Annotated in this window: 22 protein-coding genes, 1 tRNA gene and 1 pseudogene; 18 read left to right on the top strand and 6 right to left on the bottom strand. The window is 41.8% G+C overall.

Annotated elements, in window-relative coordinates; genetic code table 11:
• Positions 1-201 precede the first annotated feature (201 nt).
• The 6 genes from I2432_RS00805 to I2432_RS00830 all read left to right on the top strand — a co-directional run bounded on the left by I2432_RS00805 (position 202) and on the right by I2432_RS00830 (position 8,124).
• Positions 202-2,244: a BglG family transcription antiterminator gene (locus I2432_RS00805; protein ID WP_115250224.1), complete on the top strand. Its 2,043-nt coding sequence runs from the start codon at positions 202-204 to the stop codon at positions 2,242-2,244.
• Position 2,245: 1 nt separating this feature from the next.
• Positions 2,246-2,533, top strand: a complete 288-nt coding sequence (locus tag I2432_RS00810) for a PTS sugar transporter subunit IIB (protein ID WP_012514792.1) — start codon at positions 2,246-2,248, stop codon at positions 2,531-2,533.
• A gap of 12 nt (positions 2,534-2,545) precedes the next feature.
• Complete coding sequence (gene ulaA, locus I2432_RS00815; protein ID WP_206158903.1) at positions 2,546-3,889, top strand: PTS ascorbate transporter subunit IIC; 1,344 nt, start codon at positions 2,546-2,548, stop codon at positions 3,887-3,889.
• A 2-nt stretch (positions 3,890-3,891) separates the two neighbouring features.
• Positions 3,892-4,749 carry a transketolase gene (locus I2432_RS00820; RefSeq protein WP_115250226.1) on the top strand — a complete coding sequence of 286 codons (858 nt, stop codon included), beginning with the start codon at positions 3,892-3,894 and terminating at the stop codon, positions 4,747-4,749.
• A complete protein-coding gene (locus I2432_RS00825; protein ID WP_206158904.1) occupies positions 4,746-5,678 on the top strand; it encodes a transketolase family protein in 933 nt (310 codons plus the stop codon). The genes I2432_RS00820 and I2432_RS00825 overlap by 4 nt, the downstream gene beginning before the upstream one ends.
• Before the next feature lie 550 nt (positions 5,679-6,228).
• Positions 6,229-8,124 carry a M13 family metallopeptidase gene (locus tag I2432_RS00830; RefSeq protein WP_206158905.1) on the top strand — a complete coding sequence of 632 codons (1,896 nt, stop codon included), beginning with the start codon at positions 6,229-6,231 and terminating at the stop codon, positions 8,122-8,124.
• A gap of 200 nt (positions 8,125-8,324) precedes the next feature.
• Here I2432_RS00830 and tsf read toward each other — a convergent pair whose 3' ends face one another.
• The 4 genes from tsf to ahpC form a co-directional block, all read right to left on the bottom strand.
• Positions 8,325-9,365, bottom strand: coding sequence for a translation elongation factor Ts (tsf, locus tag I2432_RS00835; RefSeq protein ID WP_206158906.1), 1,041 nt, complete (start codon positions 9,363-9,365; stop codon positions 8,325-8,327).
• Positions 9,366-9,532: 167 nt separating this feature from the next.
• The gene (gene rpsB, locus I2432_RS00840) at positions 9,533-10,303 is read right to left on the bottom strand and encodes a 30S ribosomal protein S2 (RefSeq protein ID WP_012677249.1); all 771 of its coding nucleotides are present in this window, start codon (positions 10,301-10,303) and stop codon (positions 9,533-9,535) included.
• A gap of 459 nt (positions 10,304-10,762) precedes the next feature.
• A complete protein-coding gene (ahpF, locus tag I2432_RS00845) occupies positions 10,763-12,295 on the bottom strand; it encodes an alkyl hydroperoxide reductase subunit F (protein WP_206158907.1) in 1,533 nt (510 codons plus the stop codon).
• A gap of 20 nt (positions 12,296-12,315) precedes the next feature.
• On the bottom strand, positions 12,316-12,876 hold the full coding sequence (gene ahpC / locus I2432_RS00850; RefSeq protein ID WP_012514798.1) for an alkyl hydroperoxide reductase subunit C: 561 nt from the start codon (positions 12,874-12,876) through the stop codon (positions 12,316-12,318).
• A gap of 348 nt (positions 12,877-13,224) precedes the next feature.
• On the opposite strand from ahpC, the gene I2432_RS00855 reads away from it, so the two are divergent.
• The 4 genes from I2432_RS00855 to I2432_RS00870 all read left to right on the top strand — a co-directional run bounded on the left by I2432_RS00855 (position 13,225) and on the right by I2432_RS00870 (position 16,785).
• Positions 13,225-13,295: transfer RNA gene (locus I2432_RS00855), tRNA-Cys, on the top strand.
• A gap of 212 nt (positions 13,296-13,507) precedes the next feature.
• Positions 13,508-13,711: a cold-shock protein gene (locus I2432_RS00860; RefSeq protein WP_012514799.1), complete on the top strand. Its 204-nt coding sequence runs from the start codon at positions 13,508-13,510 to the stop codon at positions 13,709-13,711.
• A gap of 171 nt (positions 13,712-13,882) precedes the next feature.
• Positions 13,883-14,344, top strand: a complete 462-nt coding sequence (locus I2432_RS00865) for a CtsR family transcriptional regulator (RefSeq protein ID WP_012514800.1) — start codon at positions 13,883-13,885, stop codon at positions 14,342-14,344.
• Positions 14,344-16,785 carry an ATP-dependent Clp protease ATP-binding subunit gene (locus I2432_RS00870; protein WP_206158908.1) on the top strand — a complete coding sequence of 814 codons (2,442 nt, stop codon included), beginning with the start codon at positions 14,344-14,346 and terminating at the stop codon, positions 16,783-16,785. The genes I2432_RS00865 and I2432_RS00870 overlap by 1 nt, the downstream gene beginning before the upstream one ends.
• A 340-nt stretch (positions 16,786-17,125) precedes the next feature.
• Here I2432_RS00870 and I2432_RS10450 read toward each other — a convergent pair.
• Positions 17,126-17,271, bottom strand: a pseudogene (locus I2432_RS10450) (putative holin-like toxin).
• Between the two features lie 280 nt (positions 17,272-17,551).
• Here I2432_RS10450 and I2432_RS00880 point away from each other — a divergent pair.
• From I2432_RS00880 to groL, 6 genes are all read left to right on the top strand, one after another.
• The gene (locus I2432_RS00880; RefSeq protein WP_206158909.1) at positions 17,552-17,983 is read left to right on the top strand and encodes a hypothetical protein; all 432 of its coding nucleotides are present in this window, start codon (positions 17,552-17,554) and stop codon (positions 17,981-17,983) included.
• A gap of 1 nt (position 17,984) precedes the next feature.
• Complete coding sequence (locus tag I2432_RS00885; protein WP_206158910.1) at positions 17,985-19,274, top strand: lipase family protein; 1,290 nt, start codon at positions 17,985-17,987, stop codon at positions 19,272-19,274.
• A complete protein-coding gene (locus tag I2432_RS00890) occupies positions 19,256-19,648 on the top strand; it encodes a hypothetical protein (RefSeq protein ID WP_206158911.1) in 393 nt (130 codons plus the stop codon). Before I2432_RS00885 ends, I2432_RS00890 begins: the two co-directional genes overlap by 19 nt.
• Positions 19,629-19,919 carry a hypothetical protein gene (locus I2432_RS00895; protein ID WP_206158912.1) on the top strand — a complete coding sequence of 97 codons (291 nt, stop codon included), beginning with the start codon at positions 19,629-19,631 and terminating at the stop codon, positions 19,917-19,919. Before I2432_RS00890 ends, I2432_RS00895 begins: the two co-directional genes overlap by 20 nt.
• A 298-nt stretch (positions 19,920-20,217) precedes the next feature.
• Positions 20,218-20,505, top strand: a complete 288-nt coding sequence (gene groES, locus I2432_RS00900; RefSeq protein WP_012514806.1) for a co-chaperone GroES — start codon at positions 20,218-20,220, stop codon at positions 20,503-20,505.
• A gap of 67 nt (positions 20,506-20,572) precedes the next feature.
• The gene (gene groL / locus I2432_RS00905; RefSeq protein ID WP_206158913.1) at positions 20,573-22,198 is read left to right on the top strand and encodes a chaperonin GroEL; all 1,626 of its coding nucleotides are present in this window, start codon (positions 20,573-20,575) and stop codon (positions 22,196-22,198) included.
• Between the two features lie 334 nt (positions 22,199-22,532).
• On the opposite strand, the gene I2432_RS00910 is transcribed toward groL, so the two are convergent.
• Positions 22,533-23,003 (bottom strand): 8-oxo-dGTP diphosphatase, encoded by a 471-nt coding sequence (locus tag I2432_RS00910; RefSeq protein ID WP_206158914.1) that lies wholly within the window; start codon positions 23,001-23,003, stop codon positions 22,533-22,535.
• Between the two features lie 235 nt (positions 23,004-23,238).
• Here I2432_RS00910 and I2432_RS00915 point away from each other — a divergent pair, with 235 nt between their 5' ends.
• Positions 23,239-24,102 carry a helix-turn-helix domain-containing protein gene (locus tag I2432_RS00915; protein ID WP_206158915.1) on the top strand — a complete coding sequence of 288 codons (864 nt, stop codon included), beginning with the start codon at positions 23,239-23,241 and terminating at the stop codon, positions 24,100-24,102.
• 336 nt (positions 24,103-24,438) lie between these two features.
• Positions 24,439-24,732 (top strand): uberolysin/carnocyclin family circular bacteriocin, encoded by a 294-nt coding sequence (locus I2432_RS00920; protein WP_042669851.1) that lies wholly within the window; start codon positions 24,439-24,441, stop codon positions 24,730-24,732.
• The last annotated feature ends 3 nt before the right edge of the window (positions 24,733-24,735 follow it).

Here is a 24,735-nt window from a genome sequence, read left to right on the forward strand (position 1 = left end):
ATCATGAGGTAACTGCTTAGCGGTAGGGGTGGATTTGTTTGCCCTTTATTGATAGTTAGAGGAGCTAGTAGCCTGTTTAGATTGGCTGGTCTGCAATCTTGAGCCCAAGGGCTGTTGATGGTGCTGGATAAGAAATTGTGCCCAATGGGGGCTAGTTTATTGTAATCGTTTTCGATAGAATGACTTTAGAAAGGAAATCAAATGGTTGATAGCAAAGCAGTTGTCATTTTGATGACTTTGATGACTTATCAAGACTTATCACTTTACGAGCTGAGTGTTAAGACAAAATTCACCATTAGAGAGATTAAGGACCGTATTGATGAGCTGAATGATTTTTTGGCTCAGCATGAGCTCTCAGAGCTGCAGACAACAAGATCTGGTTATCGGATCAGTCAGCAGCTTAAGGCTGAGTCAGATCATTTGTTTACGTTGATTAATGCTGAGCAGGTCTATCTTTCTCAGGCAGAGCGGATCAATCTTATCTATCTGTATACCTTTTGCCGTAGGGATTTTGTTTCAAATAGTCATTATCAGGACTTTTTAAAGGTCAGCAAGAACACAGCATTGACAGATATTAAGGCCTTGCGGCAGAAGCTGGCAGATGTTGACTTGGAATTAAGGTATACCAGAGCAAGTGGCTATACTCTAGTTGGTGATGAGCTTGATAAGCACCGATTAGCTTTGGCTATGATTGCTACTCTGCTTAAATCTCCTATTGGCTTGTGGGCCTTGGATTATATTTTGGCTTCTTGGCACTATCAGGTGTCGTTTGAAGCGCTTGAAAAACGTGTGAGCCATTTTTATCAGACCTTTCAGATGTCTCCAATCCTTGATCGTCTGCAGGCCTGTTTGTACGCTTTCATCTTTATTTTATGTCGTTACCAAAGACGGGTGGATAGAGTCAAGCAAAGACCGGTAGTAGTTTCTGAGCAGCTGGATCAGCTAACAGCCCTTTTGGTGTCAGAAATAATGCAGCAATTGTCTCTTAGGTATCAGCTATTTGAAGCTGATGAGGCCTATTTTCAATTGCTGTTAGCGGGCTGCTTTGAGGGTGAGGGGACTGTCAGTGATGATTTCTTTGAATCACTAACCGCTGCGATTGTTGATCAAATGCAGGGGGTTGCTTTACTAAGCTTCAGCCAATCAGATCAGCTCAAGGAGGATTTGAAGAGGCATTTGATCCCAGCCTATTACCGTTTGCGCTATGGTTTGCCAAGTGATAATGATTATACCTTGCGGGTTAAGGATAGTTATTCTGAGCTCTTTGACTTGGTAAAGCAGTCTCTGGAGCCTTTAGCCAAGGAGCTGGATAGTCCCATACCAGATAGTGAGATTGCTTATTTTGTTCTTCATTTTGGAGGCTATTTAAAGCAGCAGGGAAAAGATTTTCATCGTCAAGCCTATCGGGCTGTGATTGTCTGTCCTAATGGTGTTAGTTCTTCTTTAATGATCAAGGAGCATTTAAAGCTTTTATTTCCTGATATTGCTTTTCGGGGACTTTCAAGGCTTGATCAGCTTGGGCAATTAGATGAGAGCGGCTATGATTTGGTTTTTTCAACGATACGATTAGAGACTGATAAGCCCTTTTATTTGGTACCTATGATAATGACTGATGAGCAGGCTTTTCAGCTGGTTAGCTTGGTTAATCGTGATTTTCCAGATATTGGCTATCGGCTAGAGGTTGAAGAGCTGCTCCATCTTATCAGCTCATATGCGGTCATTCATCAAAAAGAAAAGCTGCGCTTTGCTTTGCAGCAATATTTAAGACAAGATGTGAAAAGAAAGGATATTCGACCAGTGTTACAAGACTTAATTACCAAGAAAACCTATCAATCAACCTCAGAGCAATTGGGGTGGAGAGAGGCTATTTATTTGGCGGCTCAGCCCTTGTTAGAGAGTGGGCAGATTCAAGCGAGCTACCAGGAGGCTATGATTGCTAAGGTTGAGGAGTTTGGTCCTTTTATTAATCTAGGTAAGGGGATTGCTATCCCACATGCGAGGCCAGAGGATGGTGTGAATCAGGTAGGTATGTCGATGCTTGTTTTAGAGCACCCGATTTATTTGTTAGATGATCCTAAGCAGGAGATTCGTTTGTTAATTTGTATTGCTGCTATTGATAATGAAACACATCTAAAGGCCCTGTCTCGGCTGACGACCATTTTAAGAGACAATGAGCAGGTAAAGGCTTTACTTGCGTCTAAATCATTTGAGGATATTAAAACTATTATTGCAGAGGAGGCATAAAATGGCATTGAGAATTGGTACAGCCTGTGGTTCAGGCTTAGGGTCTAGCTTTATGGTTCAGATGAATATCGAATCCGTATTAAAGGACTTGGGAGTAACCGGTGTTGAGGTGGAGCATTATGATCTTGGCGGCGCGGACCCCACAGCGGCAGATGTGTGGATTGTAGGGCGTGATTTGGCAGACTCGGCAGGGCATCTGGGAGATGTGAGAATTTTAAATAGTATCATTGATATGGACGAATTGACTAGTCTGGTAAAGGCTATTTGCCAGGAAAAGGGGCTTGTCTAGAAGGAGGATAAGATGACATTTTTACTTGATATTGTTAGCACACCAGCTATTTTGGTTGCCTTGATTGCTATTGTTGGTCTCTTGCTTCAAAAAAAGCCTGCTCCTGACATTGTTAAGGGAGGCATTAAGACCTTTGTTGGGTTTTTAGTGGTTTCAGGTGGTGCAGGTATTGTGCAAGGCTCACTCAATCCTTTTGGAACGATGTTTGAGCATGCCTTTCATCTGTCTGGGGTTGTGCCAAATAATGAGGCTATTGTTGCAGTTGCTTTGACGACCTATGGGTCAGCGACAGCTCTCATTATGTTTACAGGAATGATCTTTAATATTTTGATTGCTCGCTTTACCCGCTTTAAGTATATCTTCTTGACGGGGCATCATACGCTTTACATGGCCTGTATGATTGCTGTGATTATGTCTGTTGCAGGCTTTACATCAGTGTCCTTGATTGTGTTTGGTGGGCTGGCCTTAGGGATTATCATGAGTATTTCACCAGCTCTTGTGCAAAGATACATGATTCAGCTGACGGGACATGACAAGGTCGCTTTGGGGCATTTTAGCTCTCTTGGTTATTGGTTAAGCGGTTTTGTGGGAGGTCTTGTTGGAGACAAGACCAAGTCAACAGAGGACATCAATTTTCCAAAGAGCCTTGCCTTTTTGCGCGATAGTACGGTAAGCATTACCCTGTCAATGGCAATCATTTATTTGATTGTAGCTATTTTTGCAGGTCCTGCTTGGATTAGCAAGGAATTATCCTCTGGCACACATGGCTTGGTTTTTGCTTTACAATTGGCAGGACAATTTGCTGCAGGTGTCTTTGTGATATTAGCTGGTGTTCGGCTGATCCTAGGTGAAATTGTGCCAGCCTTCAAGGGCATTTCTGAAAAATTAGTGCCACATTCTAAGCCAGCCTTGGATTGTCCTATTGTTTACCCTTATGCCCCAAATGCAGTGCTAATTGGCTTTGTATCTAGCTTTATTGGTGGCTTGGTGAGTATGGCTGTGATGATAGCAAGTGGAACCACGGTGATTTTGCCTGGTGTTGTGCCTCATTTCTTCTGTGGTGCAACAGCTGGTGTTATTGGTAATGCCTCTGGAGGTGTGCGCGGTGCAACTGTGGGAGCCTTCTTACAGGGTGTTCTTATTAGTTATCTTCCTATTTTCTTGATGCCTGTTTTAGGTGGTCTAGGCTTTGAGGGCTCAACATTCTCAGATGCCGATTTTGGCTTATCAGGTATTCTATTAGGGACACTTCGTCAGATGGGCGGTGTGACAGCTATTGTGATTGGCATTTTTGTGATATTAGCTGGACTTGTTGGGCTTTCTGTTGTTGGAAAATCAGCAGCTAAGGAGGAATAAGTATGGCTTTGAGTGATGAGCAGCTAACAGATATGAAGCGATTTGCAGCAGAGATTCGCCTAAATACCTTGGAGACTCTTAATCACCTTGGCTTTGGTCATTATGGTGGTAGCTTGTCTATTGTAGAATTGCTGGCTGTGCTTTATGGAGAAATCATGCCTATGACACCTGAGCTCTTTGCCCAGTCAGATAGAGATTACTTGGTCTTATCAAAGGGACATGCGGGTCCTGCCCTCTATAGCACTCTCTATCTCAAGGGATTCTTTGATAAGGCCTTTTTACAGTCTCTTAATACCAATGGAACAAGCCTGCCCTCGCACCCAGATCGTCTGCTAACGCCTGGTATTGATATGACGACAGGCTCTCTTGGTCAGGGAATTAGCGTAGCAACGGGCATTGCCTATGCTCAAGCGCTTGAGCAGTCACCATATTATACCTATACTATCGTTGGTGATGGGGAATTAAACGAGGGCCAATGCTGGGAGGCTATTCAGCTTGCGGCCCATCAGCAGTTAAGTCATTTCTTTGTCTTTGTTGATGACAATAAGAAGCAATTAGATGGAACAACCAAGGCAATCTGTCGTCCAGGTGATTTTGTTGAAAAGTTTACGGCATTTGGCTTTGAAAGTTTGCGTGTAGATGGTAGAGATGTTCAGGCTATTTTTGAAGCCATCAGGGCTTTGCAGGCGTCATCGAGTCATAAGCCCAAGTGTATCGTCCTAGATACTGTTAAAGGTCAAGGGGTCAGTGAGCTAGAGTCAATGGCAGCTAACCACCATCTAAGACCAACAGCAGCCGAAAAGGAGATGCTTGCTGCCGCTGTCAGGAAGCTACGAGCTAGTTTGGAGGTGACAAGATGACTCGAGCAAGTCAAGAAATGCGTCATGTTTACCGAGATTTCCTCATTGCAGCCAACCAAGACCACCCTGAGCTAGTAGTTCTGGAGGCGGATTTATCAAGCTCAATGGCAACCAACCATTTGGATCAGGTCTTTGGAAAGCGCTATGTCAATGTAGGAATCATGGAGGCAGAAATGGTTGGTCTGGCAGCAGGCTTAGCCATTAAAGGCTATAAGCCTTACCTGCACACCTTTGGTCCCTTTGCTTCACGTCGTGTGTTTGATCAGCTGTTTATTTCACTAGGCTATGCACAGCTAAGCGCAACGGTTATTGGCTCAGACGCTGGCGTTAGTGCGGAAATGAATGGTGGTACTCATATGCCCTTTGAGGATCTAGGACTATTGCGCTTGATTCCAAAGGCTATTGTCTATGAGGTCAGTGATGACATTCAATTTAAAGCTGTCTTAAAAGAGACCTTATCACTTGATGGCTTAAAATACATTCGAACCATTCGCAAAAAGCCAGAAGCTATTTACCAAGGGACTGAGGATTTTTCTAAGGGTTATTGCCTATTGCGTCAAGGAAAGGACCTTGTGCTGGCTTGCTCAGGGATCATGGTCAAAAGCTGCTTGGAGGTGGCTGATAAAATGGCAGAGCAGGGCTACTCTATCGGTGTGATTGATGTTTTTAGACTAAAGCCACTAGCTGATGAGCTCAAAGACTTGCTGGCTGGGCATTTGATCTTGACCGTTGAAAATCATAATCGTATAGGTGGACTTGGCAGTGCTATCTGTGAGCTATTGGCCCAGGAAATCAATACGCCAGTCTATCGTATGGGGATAGATGAGCGCTTTGGTCAGGTCGGGCAATTGGAATACCTATTAGAGGAATACCAGCTAACATCAGCTGCCATCGAGCAGCAGGTCTTGAGGATTTTAGAGGTAGATTAGCTAAAAATAGCTATTCACTTTTATCAAATGTATTGCTCCCAAAAAACTGGACCTTACAGCTTAGGATTGAGCTCTGTATGAAATAGAGCTCAGTCCTTTTAATTATATGATTTTTAGTCTATTTCACTCCGCAGATGTGAAACAATGATTGGTAACTCTTGATTTCACCTTCTAATTTTAATGCCATAGAAAAATATCTCAAGCGTGAGGTTTTATCTTCAACTTTTTTGGTCAGGGCTGATAGGGCTTTTTGTTATTGCTGCTAAGCTTTTAGCAATTGTGAGGGCTGTTTTCATGAAGCTGGAGAAGAATCGTTTGATTTCTTAGTGATTGTTCAGTTTTTATGATCAATCTTACCTGATAAAAGAACCAAAGCAGCTAAGCGTTTACTATCTATGCCATGCGATACGAAGAATAAGCTTATTTTTTGAAGAGAAAGTTAATATAAAACGAGTATTTTGGTCGATTTTTTGGTAAAATGTAAGAGATTACATTATCAGGAATGAAATCAATCCTGACATAATGGTTTAACTAAAAAAAGGAGCTATTCATGACAACATATCAAGAAGATTTTTATCAAGCCGTCAATGGTCAATGGGCAGAAACAGCTGTTATCCCAGACGATAAGCCTCGTACAGGGGGCTTTTCAGACCTAGCAGATGAGATTGAGGACTTAATGCTGACCACAACAGATGCTTGGTTGGCTGGTGAGAATGTTCCTAACGATGCTATATTAGAAAACTTCGTCAAGTTTCACCGCTTGGTTGCAGATTATGACAAGCGTGATCAGGTGGGCGTAGCGCCAGCCTTGGACTTAATTGAAGAATACAAGGCCTTAGGATCTTTTGCCGAATTTGCTAGCAAGGTGGCTGATTATGAGCTAAATGGAAAACCAAATCAGTTTCCATTTAGTGTAGCACCAGACTTTATGAATGCTCAGTTAAATGTCCTTTGGGCAGAGGCACCAGGTCTTATCCTGCCAGACACCACTTACTATGCCAAAGACAATGACAAAGGCAAAGAGCTGCTTGCTATCTGGCGTGGCATGCAAGAGGAGCTATTGCCTAAATTTGGCTTTTCACATGAAGAGGTTAAGGACTTGCTGGATAAGGTTATCACGCTTGATAAACAGCTGGCAGATTATGTCCTTTCTCGTGAGGAATATTCAGAGTATGCCAAGCTTTACCACCCTTATGACTGGGCCGAGTTTACCAAGCTAGTGCCAGAATTGCCTTTAGATGATATATTTACTGTGATTTTAGGTGAAGTACCAGACAAGGTCGTTGTGCCAGAGGAGCGGTTCTGGACAGAATTTGCAGCTGACTATTATTCTGAGAAGAACTGGGAGCTGCTAAAAGCCTGGCTAGTGCTTACAGCAGCAGGTGCTTATCATACTTATTTGACTGATGAGATTCGTGTGCTATCAGGAGTTTACAGTCGTGCCTTGTCAGGAACTCCACAGGCTATGGATAAGAAAAAAGCAGCCTATTACTTAGCACAAGGACCATTTAATCAAGCTCTTGGGCTTTGGTATGCTGGTGAAAAATTTTCACCAGAGGCTAAGGCTGATGTTGAACACAAGGTAGCTAAGATGATTGAGGTTTATAAATCTCGTCTTGAAACTGCTGATTGGCTTGCACCAGCAACACGTGAGAAAGCCATTACAAAGCTAAATGTTATCACCCCACATATCGGTTATCCAGAAAAATTACCAGAAACCTATGCTAAAAAGGTCATCGATGATAAGCTTTCGCTTGTTGAGAATGCTCAGAATTTAGCCAAAATTTCAATTGCTCATTCATGGAGCAAGTGGAATAAGCCTGTGGATCGTAGTGAATGGCACATGCCTGCCAATATGGTTAATGCTTATTACGACCCACAGCAAAACCAAATTGTGTTCCCAGCAGCTATTCTGCAGGCGCCGTTTTATTCGTTGAGCCAAAGCTCATCAGCTAATTATGGTGGTATCGGTGCTGTTATTGCTCATGAAATTTCGCATGCCTTTGATACCAACGGTGCTTCCTTTGATGAGCATGGTAGCCTAAAGAATTGGTGGACAGACGAGGATTATGCCGCCTTCAAGGAGCGTACCGATAAAATTGTAGAGCAATTTGATGGTCTTGATTCTTACGGTGCTAAGGTCAATGGTAAATTAACAGTGTCTGAAAATGTTGCTGACCTAGGTGGTGTGGCTTGTGCCTTAGAGGCAGCTCAATCAGAGCCAGATTTTTCTGCCAGAGATTTCTTTATCAACTTTGCTACCATCTGGCGTATGAAGGCGCGTGAGGAATTCATGCAAATGATGGCAAGCATTGATGTTCACGCACCTGGTCAATGGCGTACTAATGTCACACTGACAAACTTTGATGAATTCCACCAAGAATTTGATATTAAAGAAGGAGATCCAATGTGGCGTGCCCCAGAGGATCGTGTGATTATTTGGTAATCATCGCTCAATAAAAAAAGACTAAGAGGATTTGTACGGTCTTCCTATCGTTAGAACGTGTAGTCTAGCTTGTGGAGGAAGGCATGCTTCTCTTAGTCTTTTTGTGTTGGATAAGCTTGAACAGCTCTTCTTTTAGGTGTAAAAAAAAGATTGAAGATAGCTCTTAAAAGCTGTCCTCAATCTTATATTTTATGATTAGACTAGTTATTAAGCGCAGCTGCCATTGTAGCTGCAACCTCTGATTCAAAGTCGTTAGCCTTTTTCTCAATACCTTCACCGACTTCAAAGCGAGCAAAAGCAATAGCCTTAGCATTGACTGAGTCAAGGTATGCTTCAACCGTTTTGCTGTCGTCCATGATATAAACTTGAGCAAGAAGAGTATAGGCTTGGTCAACCTTAGTGTTATCAAGCATGAAGCGATCCATCTTACCTGGGATAATTTTGTCCCAGATCTTTTCAGGCTTACCTTCAGCAGCAAGCTCAGCCTTGATGTCTTCTTCAGCTTGCGCAATCACGTCAGCTGATAATTGAGCCTTTGAACCATATTTCAAGAATGGAAGTGCTGGCTTGTTAACCATTGCACGTGATTCATTGTCCAGCTCAATAGCGTGGTTCAATTGTGCCAACTCGTCCTTGATAAATTGTGGGTCAAGCTCAGTGTATGATAAAACAGTTGGTTTCATAGCTGCGACGTGCATTGATACTTGCTTGGCAAGTGCTTCGTCTCCACCTTCAACAACAGAGATAACACCAATACGACCACCATTGTGTTGGTAAGCACCAAAGTGTTGGTCATCAGTTTTTTCAACTAGGGCAAAGCGGCGGAATGAAATTTTCTCACCGATTGTAGCTGTTGCATTGACATAAGCGTCAGCAAGTGTTTCACCAGAAGGCATGATAAGAGCAAGTGCTTCGTCGTTATTAGCAGGCTTACCTTCTGCGATAGCCTTTGCAGTTGCGTTTACCAATTCAACGAATTGAGCGTTTTTGGCAACGAAGTCAGTTTCAGCATTGACCTCAACAACAGCAGCAACGTTACCATTAACATAAACACCTGTCAAGCCTTCAGCAGCAACGCGGTCAGCTTTTTTAGCTGCTTTTGCCATACCCTTTTCACGAAGAAGCTCAATAGCCTTTTCCATGTCGCCATCTGTTTCAACAAGTGCTTTTTTAGCGTCCATAACGCCGGCACCAGATTTTTCACGCAATTCTTTTACAAGCTTAGCTGTAATTTCTACCATTTTTATTTCCTCCAAAATTAGAATCGGTCCTCTTAAAGCTCGCTTTAGCAGAGCCTTTGACCTGCTGGGTTTTCTTACTTAAAAAATAACGAGACAGAGCGGAATGCTTTGCCCCGTTAGACCATGTTATGAATAGCAAGAAGCTATCCTAGTTCAATAAGCCTGACTTAAGCTTCGTTTGAACCTTCAACAACCTCAACGATTTCTTCGATTGACTCTGCTTGAGTATCAGCTTCAAATGCAACCTCTGCGTCTTCACCTTGACGGCCTTCGATAACAGCATCAGCCAATTTAGCAGTGATTAATTTGACAGCGCGGATAGCGTCGTCGTTAGCTGGAATGATCACATCAATGTCATCTGGGTCAGCATTTGTATCAACCATTGCCACAACTGGAATACCAAGCTTCTTAGCTTCTTTAACAGCGATTTGTTCTTTGTGTGGGTCAACAACGTACATTACATCTGGGATACGAGGCATATCCTCAATACCACCCAAGAATTTTTCAAGACGAGCACGTTGCTTGTTAAGAAGTGCAACCTCTTTCTTAGGAAGAACTTCAAAGGTTCCTTCTTCTTCCATGCGTTTGATTTCTTTCAAACGAGCGATACGCTTTTGGATAGTTCCCCAGTTTGTAAGTGTTCCACCCAACCAACGATGGTTAATGAAGTATTGACCTGCACGGGTTGCTTCGTCAGCAACTGCTTCAGCAGCTTGCTTTTTAGTACCAACAAACAAGATAACAGCATCGTTTGCTGCTGCGTCACGAACAAACTCGTAAGCTTGATCAGCTAATTTAACAGTTTGTTGTAGGTCGATAACGTGGATACCGTTACGCTCTGTGAAGATGTATTTAGCCATCTTAGGGTTCCAGCGACGAGTTTGGTGACCAAAGTGAACACCAGCCTCAAGAAGTTGTTTCATTGAAATTACTGCCATGAGTAGTTTCTCCTTTATAGAAATGTTTTTTCCTCTCTTAGACGTCGGCTTGCAACTCCACCTGACGGCAACAGAATCACAATCGATCTAAGATGAGTATTTGTTGTCTGCACAACTACAACAGTATACCAAAAAAAGCTAGTCATAGCAAGCCTAAATACACTAAAACCCACGTCGTACGCATGAGGAAAATGCATGCCATTATTTTCTAACCATATGCATGTTTTCAATGCATTTTTGATATGTTGACGTTTTGACACGATCCATTTTTCAAGCGCAACTTAGTTTTACTATCAATCTTTCTGAAAAAGAACACATGAATCATGAAAAGATATCAGAGAACATAAGTTTCTTCAAGCATTTGGCGTACCCCAAATGCTTGATCTATCAGCCTTGCTGTTTATTAGGCCTCTAAAAAGCAAAAACCAGGGTAAACAGTTACCTTGGTTTTTTGCTAACTTACTGACGAATCAGGTAATCAAATGCTCCAATAGCAGCAGTAGCACCTGACCCCATAGAAATAATAATTTGTTTGTAGGCTGAATCTGTACAGTCGCCTGCGGCAAAGATACCTGGAATATTGGTTGAACCATATTTATCAACAATAATCTCGCCACGATCGGTTAAGCTGATACCGCTGTCTTTGAGCCAAGCTGTATTTGGCACCAAGCCAATCTGTACAAAGACTCCTTCAAGGTCAAGATGCTTTTCTTGATTGCTGTCACGCTCGATATAGTTAAGCCCTGTGACATGATCGTCCCCAACAATATCCTTTGTAGCAACATTTTTTAGAATAGTCATATTGTCTGTTTTAGCAGCGCGATCCTGTAGCACCTTGTCGGCCTTAAGCTCAGGTAAGAACTCAAGAACATAGACATGCTTAGCTAAGCCAGCTAAATCAAGTGCAGCCTCAAGTCCAGAGTTACCACCACCAATAACAGCAACGTTTTTACCTTCAAAGAGAGGGCCGTCGCAGTGTGGGCAGTAGGTTACCCCTTTATTTTTAAAGTCATCTTCGCCAGGGACATTGATACTGCGCCATTTTGCACCAAGCGCTAGAATAGCTGTTTTAGCCTTCAAGACAGCGCCATTAGCAAGAGTAACCTCAACAAGGTCTTTTTTCTCAATCGAAGTAGCCAACTGGGCTTTGATGATGTCAACATCATAGGATTTAGTATGCTCCTCAACCTGGGCCATAAGCTTTGGTCCTTCTGTATAGAGGGTCCCTATCATGTTTTCAATACCTACAGTTTCCATGACTTGACCACCAAAGGTTTCAGCCAAAAGACCTGTATTTAAGCCTTTACGAGCAGCATAGATGGCAGCACTATTTCCTGCAGGTCCTCCACCAATGACAAGGACGTCATAAACTCCTTTATCAGCAAAGGCCTCCTTAGATAGAGGTCCTGCGATTTGCTCAAGTAGCTGCTCAATAGTGGCGCGACCAGAGGTGAATTCTTCTCCATTCAAAAAGACAGTTGGCACAGACATGATTCCCTTTGCCTTGACTTCCTCTTGGAACATGCCGCCCTCGACCATAGTATGTGAAATGTTCTTGTTAAGAACAGCCATAATGTTCAAGGCTTGGACCACATCTGGGCAATTATGACACGTTAAGCTAACATAGGTTTCAAAGCTTAAAGGACGGTCAATAGCCCTGATGCGGTCAATAATATCCTGCTCAATCTTTGGTGCACGTCCTGAAACCTGTAGTAGAGCGAGGATAAAGGAGGCAAACTCGTGACCTAGAGGCAGTCCAGCAAAGATCACTCCGCTGTCTTGACCTTTTTGGGTAATCTTAAAGCTTGGTTGACGTGTTAAGGTAGTCTCCTCAATAGTGATGCGGTCTGACATGGCAGCAATTTCTTCAATGAAATCCTTGACCTTTTGTGAGCTATCGTCACTACCAAGATAAGCTTGTAGGACTAAGTCAGATTCCAAAAGATTAAGGTATTGGGCAAGCTGCTCTTTAATATCAGGACTTAATGCCATAGCTTTTCTCCTTTGCCTGCTTAAATTTTGCCGACAAGGTCAAGGCTAGGTGTTAGTGTTTCAGCCCCTTCTTTCCATTTGGCTGGGCATACTTCACCTGGGTGCTTACGAACGTATTGAGCGGCACGAATCTTATCAATCAAGCTGCTTGCATCGCGACCGATACCATCAGCGTTGATTTCCATCATTTGGATCACACCATCTGGGTCAATAATGAAGGTGCCACGTTGAGCAAGTCCGTCCTCACCAAGAACATCAAAGGCTTGTGAGATAGCATGTGATGGGTCACCAATCATTGGGTAAGTGATTGTTCCAACAACATCTGAATCATCGTGCCATGCCTTATGAACAAAGTGTGTATCAGTAGATACAGAATAAACCTCAACACCTAAAGATTTTAGTGTTTCATATTGCTCTTGAAGGTCACCTAGCTCGGTTGGGCAAACAAAAGAAAAGTCTGCTGGGTAGAAGCAAACAACTGCCCACTTCCCTTTAAGGTCCTCATTAGTTACAGTGATAAATTTTCCATTGTGAAAAGCTTGGGCTGAAAATTCAGCAATTTCCTTTCCTACTAAAGACATGTCATGTCCTCCTTTTTTACATTTGATACCTGTATTATAAGCTAAGAAATCCTATCTGTCTACTTGTAAACCCCTAGATTTATCAAGGTTTTTGATGTTCTTTTCTAATAATTTCGTATGTGAATTTAGTCACAATGTTTAAAACCATTCTAAATAATAGAAAACTCTGATGATACCAAAGATTCTTAAAAATAAGTTTTTCAAATAATTTTAATATTATTAAAATTGAGCTTTCTGATTTAAACTCTAAAAAATAGTATTAACCGAAAAAAGGAGGAGCTCGTTGAAAAATAGCTGCTATTTTATCTTGACGAATGCTGTCAACTAGGGTAAAATAGTTCTTGTTATGGCGGTATAGCCAAGTGGTAAGGCACGGCTCTGCAAAAGCTTGATCGTCGGTTCAAATCCGTCTACCGCCTTAGATTGTTAAAGCAAGGTCAGCATGACTTTGCTTTTTTACATTTTAGTAGGTGGAGTAGAAAAGCTGTCATTGTGAGGGGTATGTGTTGACAGTGGCTGCCATTCGTGTTACACTGAGCGAGTAAATTAGTTTTTGAATTAGTAGTTGTGTTTTGGCATCTTTATTTCTCTCTATGTTTACAAATGCGTTATAGAAAGGAAGTGGATGACTATGGCACAAGGTACAGTCAAGTGGTTTAATGCTGAAAAGGGCTTTGGCTTTATTTCAACTGAAAATGGTCAAGATGTCTTTGCACATTTTTCAGCGATCCAGTCTGACGGCTTTAGATCGTTAGACGAGGGACAAAGGGTGACGTTTGATGTTGAAGACGGACAGCGCGGTCCTCAGGCAGTAAATATCACTAAATTGTCTTAATCTAGTGAGCAGATAGTAGGGGATGGGTGTTGTCAATGACGCCTGTCTTTTTACATTCTAGTGATTTCCATTTGCTTTTAGTGACTGCTATTTGATATAATGTTAGTCAGTTTTAGTCAAAAATAAAGGCTTAAAGCAGCAAATGAATCGTTTTAGCAAAGGAGTGACGGCATGCCAACAAAAAATACTTCCGATAGTATCGAAGAATATATCAAAGAATTGTTAGCCCAATCAGGAATCGCAGAGATTAAGCGCTCCATGCTGGCGGATTCCTTTCAGGTAGTACCAAGCCAGATTAATTATGTGATCAAGACTCGCTTTACAGAAAGCAGAGGCTATGAGGTAGAGAGTAAGCGTGGTGGGGGTGGCTACATTCGTATTGCTAAGGTTCATTTTTCAGATAAGCACCACCTGATCGGTACGTTGATCGCTTCTATTGATGATCGTTTAAGCGAGCAGGCCTTTACAGATTCGATTCAGCTGCTTTTTGATGAGCAGTTATTAACAGAACGCGAAGGAAACATTATTTTAGCTATAGCGTCTAATGATGTTTTGGGACATCAAGCACCAGAAATTCGTGCTCGTATGCTTTATCGTCTATTGCAACGAATTGATAGAAAGGGAAGCAATTAGTGATGACTTATTCATTAAAGATGCAAGACATTTTTAATCAGGCTCAATTTCAGGCAGAGCGCTTTGATAGTCCCTACCTTGAGACCTGGCACATTTTATTAGCTATGGTAGCCGTTGATCATTCTTTAGCAGCCATGGTTTTAAGCGAATTTGAACGAAAGATCAGAGCTGAAGAGTATGAGGCAGCTGCCATTTTAGCTATGGGAAAAAGTCCCAAGGAGGTGACTTCTGTCCAATTCAAGCCGCAATCCAAGGCCTTATCAGAAATACTAGCATTTGCGCATGCTATCTGTCAGGTTACCAATGAGCATGAGGTTGGCTCAGAGCATGTGCTTTTTGCTATTTTGCTCAATCCGGACATTATGGCTAGTCGTCTGTTAGAATTGGCAGGCTATAGGCTTAAGGATTCTGGCAAGGGAGAGCCTAGGTTTGCGGATTTGCGTAAGGCAATTGAGCTAAATGCCGGCTATAGTAAGGAAACCATTAAGGCGATTCATGAGTTGCGTAAGCCTAAAAAGAGTAAATCAGTAGGCACCTTTTCTGAAATGATCAAGCCACAGAGTACAGCTGGTGAGCTATCAGACTTTACTAGAGACCTGACAGAGATGGCAAGACAGGGCTTGTTAGAGCCAGTTATCGGACGAGAAAAAGAAGTGTTACGTATGGTTCAGGTGCTCTGTCGTAAGACTAAAAATAATCCTGTTCTTGTTGGTGATGCTGGTGTTGGAAAAACTGCTCTAGCTTATGGCTTGGCACAGCGTATTGCAAACGGCGTGATTCCTTATGAATTACAGGACATGCGTGTCTTGGAGCTTGACATGATGAGTGTGGTTGCAGGTACCCGTTTTCGTGGGGATTTTGAAGAGCGCATGAATCAACTCATTGACGATATTGAAGCAGATGGCAAAATCATCTTGTTTGTCGATGAGCTACATACCATTATGGGATCAGGAAGTGGTATTGACAGCACTCTTGATGCAGCTAATATTCTAAAGCCAGCCCTTTCTCGCGGTACCCTGCATATGGTTGGTGCTACAACTCAAGAGGAATATCAAAAGCATATTGAAAAGGACGCAGCCCTTTCTCGTCGCTTTGCCAAAATATTGATTGAGGAGCCTAGTGTTGAGGACGCTTATCAGATTTTGCTTGGCTTGAAGCCTTCCTATGAACAGTACCATAATGTAACAATCTCTGATACAGCTGTCCATACTGCTGTGAAGCTGGCTCGGCGCTATTTGACAAGTAAGCAGCTTCCAGACTCAGCGATTGATCTGCTTGATGAAGCCAGTGCGATGGTGCAAAGTATGGTTAAAAAGACGCAGCCTGACTTTATAACACCGCTTGATCAAGCCCTGCTTGATGGTGATATGAGCAAGGTGTCAGCCCTTTTAGCCAAAGAGGATAAGCAACCAAAGCTAAAACCAACAGCAGTCACTGAAGATGATATGTTACACACCTTAAGCAAGCTATCAGGTATTCCCCTAGAAAAACTAACTCAGGCGGATAGTAAAAAATACCTGAATCTGGAAAAGAAATTGCATAAGCGTGTTGTTGGTCAGGAAATGGCTGTTTCTGCTATTGCACGAGCCATTCGTCGTAACCAGTCAGGCATTCGCACAGGCAGGCGTCCGATTGGCTCCTTTATGTTTCTTGGTCCAACTGGTGTCGGAAAAACAGAGCTAGCAAAGGCCTTGGCCGAATTACTCTTTGATGATGAGTCAGCCCTTATTCGTTTTGATATGTCTGAGTACATGGAAAAATTTGCAGCCTCCCGTCTTAATGGGGCTCCTCCTGGCTATGTTGGCTATGATGAGGGAGGAGAGCTAACCGAAAAGGTTAGAAATAAGCCTTATGCCGTTCTTCTTTTTGATGAGGTTGAAAAGGCTCACCCAGACATCTTTAATATCCTGCTGCAGGTCCTTGATGATGGTATGTTAACAGATAGTCGTGGACGTAAGGTTGATTTTTCAAACACGATTATTATCATGACGAGCAACCTAGGAGCAACTGCTCTAAGAGATGATAAGACGGTTGGATTTGGCGCTAAAGCGATCGGTCATGATCATCAAGCAATGGAAAAGCGTATTTTAGAGGAATTGAAAAAGGCTTATCGGCCTGAATTTATCAACAGAATTGATGAGAAGGTGGTCTTCCATAGCCTAACACAGGAAAACATGCGTGATGTGGTGAAAATTATGGTTAAGCCGCTGATTGCAGCCTTGGCAGAAAAGCATATTAGCCTTAAGTTCCAGCCATCAGCTCTCAAGTACTTGTCTGAAGCTGGTTACGATGTTGAAATGGGCGCTCGCCCACTTCGTCGCACCTTGCAAACAGAGGTTGAGGACAGGTTAGCAGAATTAATGCTGTCAGGAGAGTTATCAAGCGGTCAAAGCCTCAAGATTGGTGTATCACGTGGGAAGCTAGCTTTTGATATCGCTTAATGCTTGATATTAAATTAAGCTAAGAGCTTTGAGAGAGTCTGAGACAAAGTTTCTCAGGCTCTTTTTGTCGTATGGTGATGAAGTACTAGAGTGAGAGTTTAAAGCGTAGCAGACAGATAGGATTTAATTTTAATCGAATTTAGCGAAAAATAGGTATTTTGAAGATTTGGCTACCAATCTAGCTGCCAAAATAGTATCTCATTTGACTATTTTTCTTAGCTGAGATATAATGAAAATAGAAAAAGGGCAGTTGCTCGAAACAACTACCCAATGCAGAACCGTTTAAGACGGTAGCTTGTTTTTAGTTAAAAAATAACCGTTACTCGCTAAAGTTAGACGGTTATTTTTTATTGCTCATTTTTACGATAATAACAACTAAGCCAATGAGTGAAAGTAGAAAACTACCGAACCCAAGCATGAGTTGCATTGCCTCGTAAACGGACAATATTCGCTCCTTTCTCTTTGGATTTTAGCACTTACAGTCATAAGCACCACCACCTTTCAGAAATTAGAGCCACCGCCTTAACTTTTCTGTAGAAACCATTATACCATAGTCATACGAAATAGCTTTCTGATGTTGAAAATTCAGATGGCTTTTTTTGTGTCCTTTGCTTGCAGGGAAGAAATATACCCTAAAATCGTTTTTAAGCGATTGTTTGTTGAGATGGTATATTTTTTATCGAATACGACATAAAAATTGAATATGGTTATTCTATGACTTCTGATTTATTGTATACTATTATTAGAAATCGAAAGGAGAACTTTCATGAAAAAGTCGACCAAAGCTTTTATTGCTTTAATGATTCTAATAGGAGGGCTGTTTATGGTTTTTAGTTTGAATGGCAAAAGAACGGAAGAGCAACAAAAAAGGGATTTGGAAACCAGCATTGCTAAGCTGCTTGTTCATGACTATGAAGGGGTTAAAGAAATTAAGTTTACAGGCTGGGGACATTCTCGTGAAACAGGTTCGTGGGGAACGACGGTAGTTATAAATGGAGAAAATGAAATAGGCTTTTCGTTTGATGGTTTGTCAGGATTAGCGGACATTAGTGGGCGCTCTTATCATCCAGATACTTTTAAGTTAGTTGAGAAAAATAGTCTGGAAGAAATGGGGCCTGTGAAATATAGAATTAAAGACATTGAAAAAGTTTCTTTAGAGGGAGTGGCAATTACGTATTCTCATGAGAAAAGGAGTTAATATGATGATATCCGATAGTAGTTATAAGGAAATGGCTAAGCAAGTTTATAATATCGAACCTAGCAAAGCTAAGTCAAATGATGCCCCTATTGTTTTAAAGGGAAATCGTCTCATCGATTATAATACGGGTAAGCAATACCGAGTCCTCTTAGTTCAGGACAATAACAACGATGCCCATAAAACCAATGACAACGGTATGCAGGCAATGGCCGTAGCTCCTATTGTTCAAGGTGATGTCGACACCTCCCAGGTTGTGATTGCCTATGCAGGGACAAATGCTGTAGATTCCAGAGATCTTGATACGGATTGGCAGCTGCTCATTCGGGGAAATCAAGATGATTTAGTCAGCGGCAATATTGATGGCGGCAATTTTGTTATTGCCGAAAACCAATTACGATCTGCTCAAAAGTTTTATCAACAGGTCAAAAGAAAGTACCCTCATTCTGCCCTAACAACCACAGGTCACTCTCTCGGAGCCTATCTAGCACTTATAGTTGCTGCAGAACATAGGATCCCAGCAACAACCTTTAATGGTCCAGACCCTGTTCGCGGCATGTCAGCTGAAGCCATCACATGGGTTAAGGCTAATAGCAATATGTACAATAATTTCCGCATTAATTTTGATGGCATTGGCAATTTTGGCGCCTATTTTGGAACTGATGATTTAGCTATTTCTCGGAATGTCGATGCTATGCTCTTATCAGCCAACCTTTTGTATTATCACGATTTAGGAGCTTATCGTTTTAATCAAAAGGGTCAGATTGTAGACAGAGACGGTAAGCTCATTGTAACACAATACCTTGTGAGTCGGGCCTATTTAACTGTCCTTGCCTCAAAAAAGAGCATGTCAAGCTACCATAAGCTCAAAAAACACTGGCAGTCCACCGGCAAGGGGATCAGTAGCTCTGAGGAGCTCTTTTTAGATGCGGCACAGGGAATGATCCTAGGCTCGTCCATGGCTAAGGCTGCTCGAGAGGGGGCTGATGAGGCACTGGATCATAAAACGGTTGCCGACGCAAAGCTTATGGAAGTGTGGTCGGCGATTGATTTTAACGCTTTTCATGAGCTGCCCTATTATGAGGTGCAAGCCTTGTTTGCTTCTTATGGTATCACTTATGACCGCTTTGTCCAAGACTTTCAGAACTATACTCAATCCAAGGTCAGCAAGCTGTCAGCCTTGGCCACAGACTTTGAAAACTTGAATAGAGATATTCAGACGGTTATTGATAGCAAGCTTGAAACGGATCGTCAGTTAGCAGGAGAGTTTAGAGCATGGCAGACAGAATTGTAGAGGAAGTGGCTATTTATCGTAAGCTTCGGGAGATGGAAGATGCCGAGCAGGACTTTCTCCGCCAGAAAAAAGCCTATCAGAAGCGTGAAGACAGCTTATCTGAAAGAAGACATGTCTTAGATGATTTGATCAACTCTGAGTACCAGAAGATGGGTGCTTTTTTGAAGCGTTTAGACCTATCTGTCAACGCTGCGTCAGATTTTTTCAAGGAACTGGATCGCTTAAAGGATCAATCCAAGGCAGAGTTTCACCTCCATCGGGCAGCTCTTGAAGAGGAGCGAGCACAGTCAACCAAGACTTTTCGTCAAGAGCAGGCTCAAAGAGAGACAGAGTTATCAGATATGAGGAGAGCTTATGCTAATACCAATAAATGAGTACTATATCGAAGAAGAATACGCCTATGCCCTGAGGCTAATGCGTCAAATGCTGGAGCGTCAAAGGATTGCCACAGTCGCTAGGCTTGTAAACAGCCAAGGTGAAGCGATCAAAAAGGCGTTTAAAGACCAGATCAAAGCGACTGCCAGCCAAACCAAGGAAAGCCTTCAGATCATGGAAGGGCAGCTAGATACGGCTATTAAAGGAGCTGTTAGAGATCAGCTGGAACAGGTATTGAAGAAGAAGCTGCCAAAATACAACAAGCTATAGTCAAATGGTGTCACCTCTAAGAAACCATAGGGGGTCAATCAATACCCACCAAGCAAGTATTATCAAAAGAGGTTATCAGCCGCCAGAGCTTTTGTCCTGTTATTTTGAAAGGTGATAGTTGTATACAGGGTGACTGATAGCCAAAGATGGGAGAGGACCAGCTGGGTCTTTTCTTTTTTCCTAGACTTTTTTTCTTGACTATTTTTGACCAAGTGATAAAATAGAGAAGAAAGTTAGCACTCATAAAACAAGAGTGCTAACAAAATAGATAATCTAGTCATTATTGGAGGTACTATTCATGTTAAAACCGTTAGGAGATCGTGTGGTCCTAAAATTTGAAGCAGAAAAAGAGCAGACCGTCGGTGGCTTTGTTCTTGCTGCTAGTCACAAAGAAGCCACTAAAGTAGGGACAGTTGTAGCTGTTAGTGAGACAGGTATTCGTACTATTACTGGAGACATTGTTCCACCAAGTGTGGCTGTAGGTGACAAGGTTTTGGTTGAATATGGATCAGGCTTAGAGGTTAAAGATGGCGATCAAGAGCTTGTCATCTGTCGTGAAGCTGACATTCTTGCAGTTTTAGCTTAATTGTGAATCCCTATCATTTCAGGTAGGATTAACAGATATACATTCAAATAGGAATAGAGGAAATAAGATGGCAAAAGATATAAAATTTTCAGCAGATGCTCGTGAAAGCATGGTACGTGGTGTTGATATTTTGGCGGATACTGTTAAGGTAACCCTTGGCCCTAAAGGGCGTAATGTAGTCCTTGAAAAGGCCTTTGGTTCTCCTTTGATCACAAATGATGGTGTAACGATTGCCAAGGAGATCGAATTAGAAGATCATTTTGAAAATATGGGGGCTAAGCTTGTATCAGAGGTGGCTTCAAAGACAAATGATATTGCCGGTGACGGGACAACAACAGCTACTGTTTTGACTCAGGCTATTGTGCGTGAAGGGCTGAAAAATGTAACAGCAGGTGCTAACCCAATTGGTATTCGTCGTGGGATTGAAGCAGCGACAACGACAGCTGTTGAGGCTTTAAAGGCTGTTGCTCAACCAGTATCTGGAAAAGAAGCGATTGCTCAAGTAGCGGCGGTGTCATCACGTTCTGAAAAGGTTGGTGACTATATTTCTGAAGCTATGGAGCGCGTGGGAAATGATGGTGTTATCACTATTGAGGAATCACGTGGTATGGAAACAGAGCTTGAGGTTGTTGAGGGAATGCAGTTTGACCGCGGCTATTTGTCACAATACATGGTTACTGACAATGAAAAAATGGTTGCTGATCTTGAAAACCCATTTATCCTGATTACTGATAAGAAAATTTCTAATATCCAGGATATTCTTCCTTTGCTTGAGGAGGTGTTGAAAACAAGCCGTCCATTGCTGATCATTGCTGATGATGTTGATGGCGAAGCCCTTCCGACCTTAGTGCTTAATAAAATTCGTGGTACCTTCAATGTTGTAGCGGTTAAAGCGCCTGGCTTTGGAGATCGTCGAAAAGCGATGCTTGAAGACATTGCTGTCTTAACTGGTGGAACAGTTATCACTGAGGATCTTGGTCTTGAATTGAAGGACGCTACAATGGCTGCCCTCGGACAAGCGGCTAAAGTAACTGTTGACAAGGATAATACAGTGATTGTAGAAGGTGCAGGCAGCTCAGAGGCTATTTCAAACCGCGTTAGCCTGATCAAATCACAATTAGAAACAACCACATCTGAATTTGATCGTGAAAAATTACAAGAGCGCTTAGCAAAATTAGCAGGTGGTGTTGCAGTTATCAAGGTGGGTGCAGCTACTGAAACCGAGCTAAAAGAAATGAAGCTTCGTATTGAGGATGCGCTAAATGCAACACGCGCTGCAGTTGAAGAAGGCATCGTTGCAGGTGGTGGTACTGCTCTTATCAATGTCATGGATAAGGTTGCAGCCCTTGATCTTGATGGTGATGCAGCAACTGGTCGCAATATCGTGCTTCGTGCGCTTGAAGAGCCTGTGCGTCAAATTGCTTACAACGCTGGCTATGAAGGTTCAGTGATTATTGATAAGCTGAAAAATAGTGCTGCTGGTATTGGTTTTAATGCAGCAACTGGTGAATGGGTTGATATGATTGCTACAGGTATCATTGACCCAGTCAAGGTAACACGCTCAGCACTTCAAAATGCAGCCTCTGTTGCAGGTTTGATCCTAACCACTGAAGCTGTTGTTGCTACTAAGCCAGAGCCTGCTGCACCAGCAATGCCACAAGGAATGGACCCAGGCATGATGGGTGGCTTCTAACAAAAAGCCTGTTAGGATAGGCTAGTTGTTCTATCATAGGATATCAAAATAATTGATAAAGACTCCCCTGACGTTAAGGTGATATGATTATCCCTAAAACGCCCAGGGGAGCTTTTTTATTGCTTACCTTAGCACGCTTAACGGACATGTGACTTGTCTTTGTTTTAAATCATTGACAACAATTAAAATGACCAGTGTGAATTAGTGCTTTTCTGAAGACAAAAAAGCAAAAGCCCTGAGAAATCAAGGCTTTTGCAGGAGATTTATGAAAAAGAAAAATTTAGGATAATGTAAGTATAAGCTAGTTTCCTTAAGGAAAGCTTAACTGAAGCAATTAATCGTAGAGATGGGTGACTGTTTTGACGACTTTTTTCTCCTTGTCAGACCAATAATGAAGACGTTCAAAAGATCCTTGTCGCCAGTAGAGCGGTAGCCTTTGTCGAATATCCTCTTGCATGTCTAGCTTATCTAGATCAGCAATAGCATGCCATTGTGGTAGGCCCTCTCGTGATTCAGTTAGCAGCTTGCCTTCAAAATCTTCGCAAAGAAAGTCATAATAAACATAGCGCTCAGGCTTATCAGGATTGGTAAAGCCTGAGATTCCCTTTAATTGCAGGTTTAAGGCGGTTAAGCCGGTCTCCTCCTTTAGCTCACGCACTGCCGCTTCAAAAAAGGATTCTGAGATGTTAACCTTGCCACCCGGTTGAATCCAGCCAGGAAAGTCGTCATGCTGGCGGTTGAGGAGTAGGATCTTGTCGCCCTCCTTGACACAGATATTGACCCAATTTTTGATGACTTCAAGCATTAGCTACCTCGTTTTTAGTTTTATTATATCAAAAAAAGATCAGTATGAATAGCTGAGAGATTTATTGATATGGTCATAATGGCTTCAGATAGTTTTACTGCTGCTTTAGCCAAAGCTTGATTAAGATCTGTATAAATAACATAAAAATACTGGTTCACATCATTATTTAATAGATTTATTACCGTATTAATGGTATAATTATGTAAATATTAGAACTATAGGCAGAGAGAATGTAATGAATAATACAGATTTGATGAGCTTGGGAGAGCTCTATAAGGAGCTTCGTATTGCTCGTGGACTTAGGCTAAAGGACGTTGCTAGAGACAATTTATCAGTTTCACAGCTATCTAAGTTTGAAAATGGCCAGAGCATGCTGGCAGCTGACAAACTACTATTAGCTATTTCAGGAATCCATATGACATTTGCTGAATTTGGTCATGCTGTAAATGGGTATAAAGTCAGCGATTTTTTTCAGTTAGGCACTAAGGTTGCCGAGCTACAAACAGCATCAGATATAGATGGATTGAAGGAGCTTCTGAGCCAATATAAGGGTGATGACATTTTTTCTGTTTATAATAGATTAAATGAATTAATCATTAAAAGTGCTGTCTACTCACTTGATCCAAATGTTAAAATTGAAGAGTCAGACAAGCAATTATTGACGGAATACCTTTATAGTATTGAAGAGTGGACAGAATATGAGCTATACATTTTTGGTGGCTGTTTGGCCATTTTGTCTGATGAGGATATGATTTTTTTGGGAAAAGCATTTATCGAACGAGATAAGATTTTCCTTTCTCTTCCACAACATAGAAAGGCAGCTCACATCACTCTATTAAACATTATCATGACTTTACTGGAAAGAAGGCAGCTTTTTTATATTGACTTTTTTATCAAAAAGCTAGAGGAGTTGATTATCTATCAAGATATGTTCACTATAGTGAGCTTAAATTTTTTCAAGAAAATACACACTTATTTAAGTGAAGAAAGCAGTCATAAGAGTGATATTGAGGATTATATTAACCTTGTTAAACAGCTTGGCAACCCTCAGTTTGTCCAAATTCTACATCGGACGCTATCAGTGATTCTAGATAGCTAATACTAAAAAAAGAGGCCCAATCGTTTGGTAGTTAGAGCGGCCAAAGCCACCAAATGAATAAAAGGGTTGGTGAGAAAATAAAAACTTTTCGCATAATGTCTAACCTCCTTGGTAAGGATATTATACAGAGGGGAAGCCTCAATCTCAGCAATTCGCAAATATGAAAATATTAAAAAAAGTATCATCATATTTGCGAATATCGAGAATATGATGATAGTCGTGATATAACTACTGTGTTAATGACCTAGCTAAGTATTAATAAGTCTAAATATAAGCTACAGAAAGGTCGCTCCTTATACTAGTTTGAGGGCTAATGGTCTGGTTAGGAGGAAGCGTATGGCGACATTAGAACGACATCATAAAATGTTATTATTGTCAATGGCATTAGGGGCAGCAAGCTGGTTAGCACTAGGGCTCATTAGCTTGCCGGATCTTGCAGGTGCTTTAGGAATAAGTACTTCTAATGCTAGTACTACAGTTAATTTATTGAGTGCTTACAGTACAGTTTCTAGCGTTATTGCAATAGTTGGTGCTATTACGGGCGTAGGATCTATTGGAGCTGGAATGACAGCTACTGTTTATACCTTATCAAACACAAAGGAAAGGTTATTGCTATTTTCTGGCAGTTAATGA

The organism is Streptococcus equi subsp. zooepidemicus, from assembly GCF_015689395.1.
Classification (GTDB): domain Bacteria; phylum Bacillota; class Bacilli; order Lactobacillales; family Streptococcaceae; genus Streptococcus; species Streptococcus equi.

Coding starts and splice junctions, on each gene's coding strand:
- ahpF (WP_206158907.1), bottom strand. CDS start 12,295: ATGGCATTAAGTCCTGATATTAAAGAGCAGCTTGCCCAATACCTTAAT.
- I2432_RS00820 (WP_115250226.1), top strand. CDS start 3,892: ATGGCTTTGAGTGATGAGCAGCTAACAGATATGAAGCGATTTGCAGCA.
- I2432_RS00920 (WP_042669851.1), top strand. CDS start 24,439: ATGGCGACATTAGAACGACATCATAAAATGTTATTATTGTCAATGGCA.
- I2432_RS00880 (WP_206158909.1), top strand. CDS start 17,552: ATGAAAAAGTCGACCAAAGCTTTTATTGCTTTAATGATTCTAATAGGA.
- I2432_RS00825 (WP_206158904.1), top strand. CDS start 4,746: ATGACTCGAGCAAGTCAAGAAATGCGTCATGTTTACCGAGATTTCCTC.
- I2432_RS00830 (WP_206158905.1), top strand. CDS start 6,229: ATGACAACATATCAAGAAGATTTTTATCAAGCCGTCAATGGTCAATGG.
- ahpC (WP_012514798.1), bottom strand. CDS start 12,876: ATGTCTTTAGTAGGAAAGGAAATTGCTGAATTTTCAGCCCAAGCTTTT.
- I2432_RS00910 (WP_206158914.1), bottom strand. CDS start 23,003: ATGCTTGAAGTCATCAAAAATTGGGTCAATATCTGTGTCAAGGAGGGC.
- tsf (WP_206158906.1), bottom strand. CDS start 9,365: ATGGTAGAAATTACAGCTAAGCTTGTAAAAGAATTGCGTGAAAAATCT.
- I2432_RS00805 (WP_115250224.1), top strand. CDS start 202: ATGGTTGATAGCAAAGCAGTTGTCATTTTGATGACTTTGATGACTTAT.
- groL (WP_206158913.1), top strand. CDS start 20,573: ATGGCAAAAGATATAAAATTTTCAGCAGATGCTCGTGAAAGCATGGTA.
- I2432_RS00865 (WP_012514800.1), top strand. CDS start 13,883: ATGCCAACAAAAAATACTTCCGATAGTATCGAAGAATATATCAAAGAA.
- I2432_RS00885 (WP_206158910.1), top strand. CDS start 17,985: ATGATGATATCCGATAGTAGTTATAAGGAAATGGCTAAGCAAGTTTAT.
- ulaA (WP_206158903.1), top strand. CDS start 2,546: ATGACATTTTTACTTGATATTGTTAGCACACCAGCTATTTTGGTTGCC.
- I2432_RS00890 (WP_206158911.1), top strand. CDS start 19,256: ATGGCAGACAGAATTGTAGAGGAAGTGGCTATTTATCGTAAGCTTCGG.
- I2432_RS00860 (WP_012514799.1), top strand. CDS start 13,508: ATGGCACAAGGTACAGTCAAGTGGTTTAATGCTGAAAAGGGCTTTGGC.
- I2432_RS00915 (WP_206158915.1), top strand. CDS start 23,239: ATGAATAATACAGATTTGATGAGCTTGGGAGAGCTCTATAAGGAGCTT.
- I2432_RS00810 (WP_012514792.1), top strand. CDS start 2,246: ATGGCATTGAGAATTGGTACAGCCTGTGGTTCAGGCTTAGGGTCTAGC.
- groES (WP_012514806.1), top strand. CDS start 20,218: ATGTTAAAACCGTTAGGAGATCGTGTGGTCCTAAAATTTGAAGCAGAA.
- rpsB (WP_012677249.1), bottom strand. CDS start 10,303: ATGGCAGTAATTTCAATGAAACAACTTCTTGAGGCTGGTGTTCACTTT.
- I2432_RS00895 (WP_206158912.1), top strand. CDS start 19,629: ATGCTAATACCAATAAATGAGTACTATATCGAAGAAGAATACGCCTAT.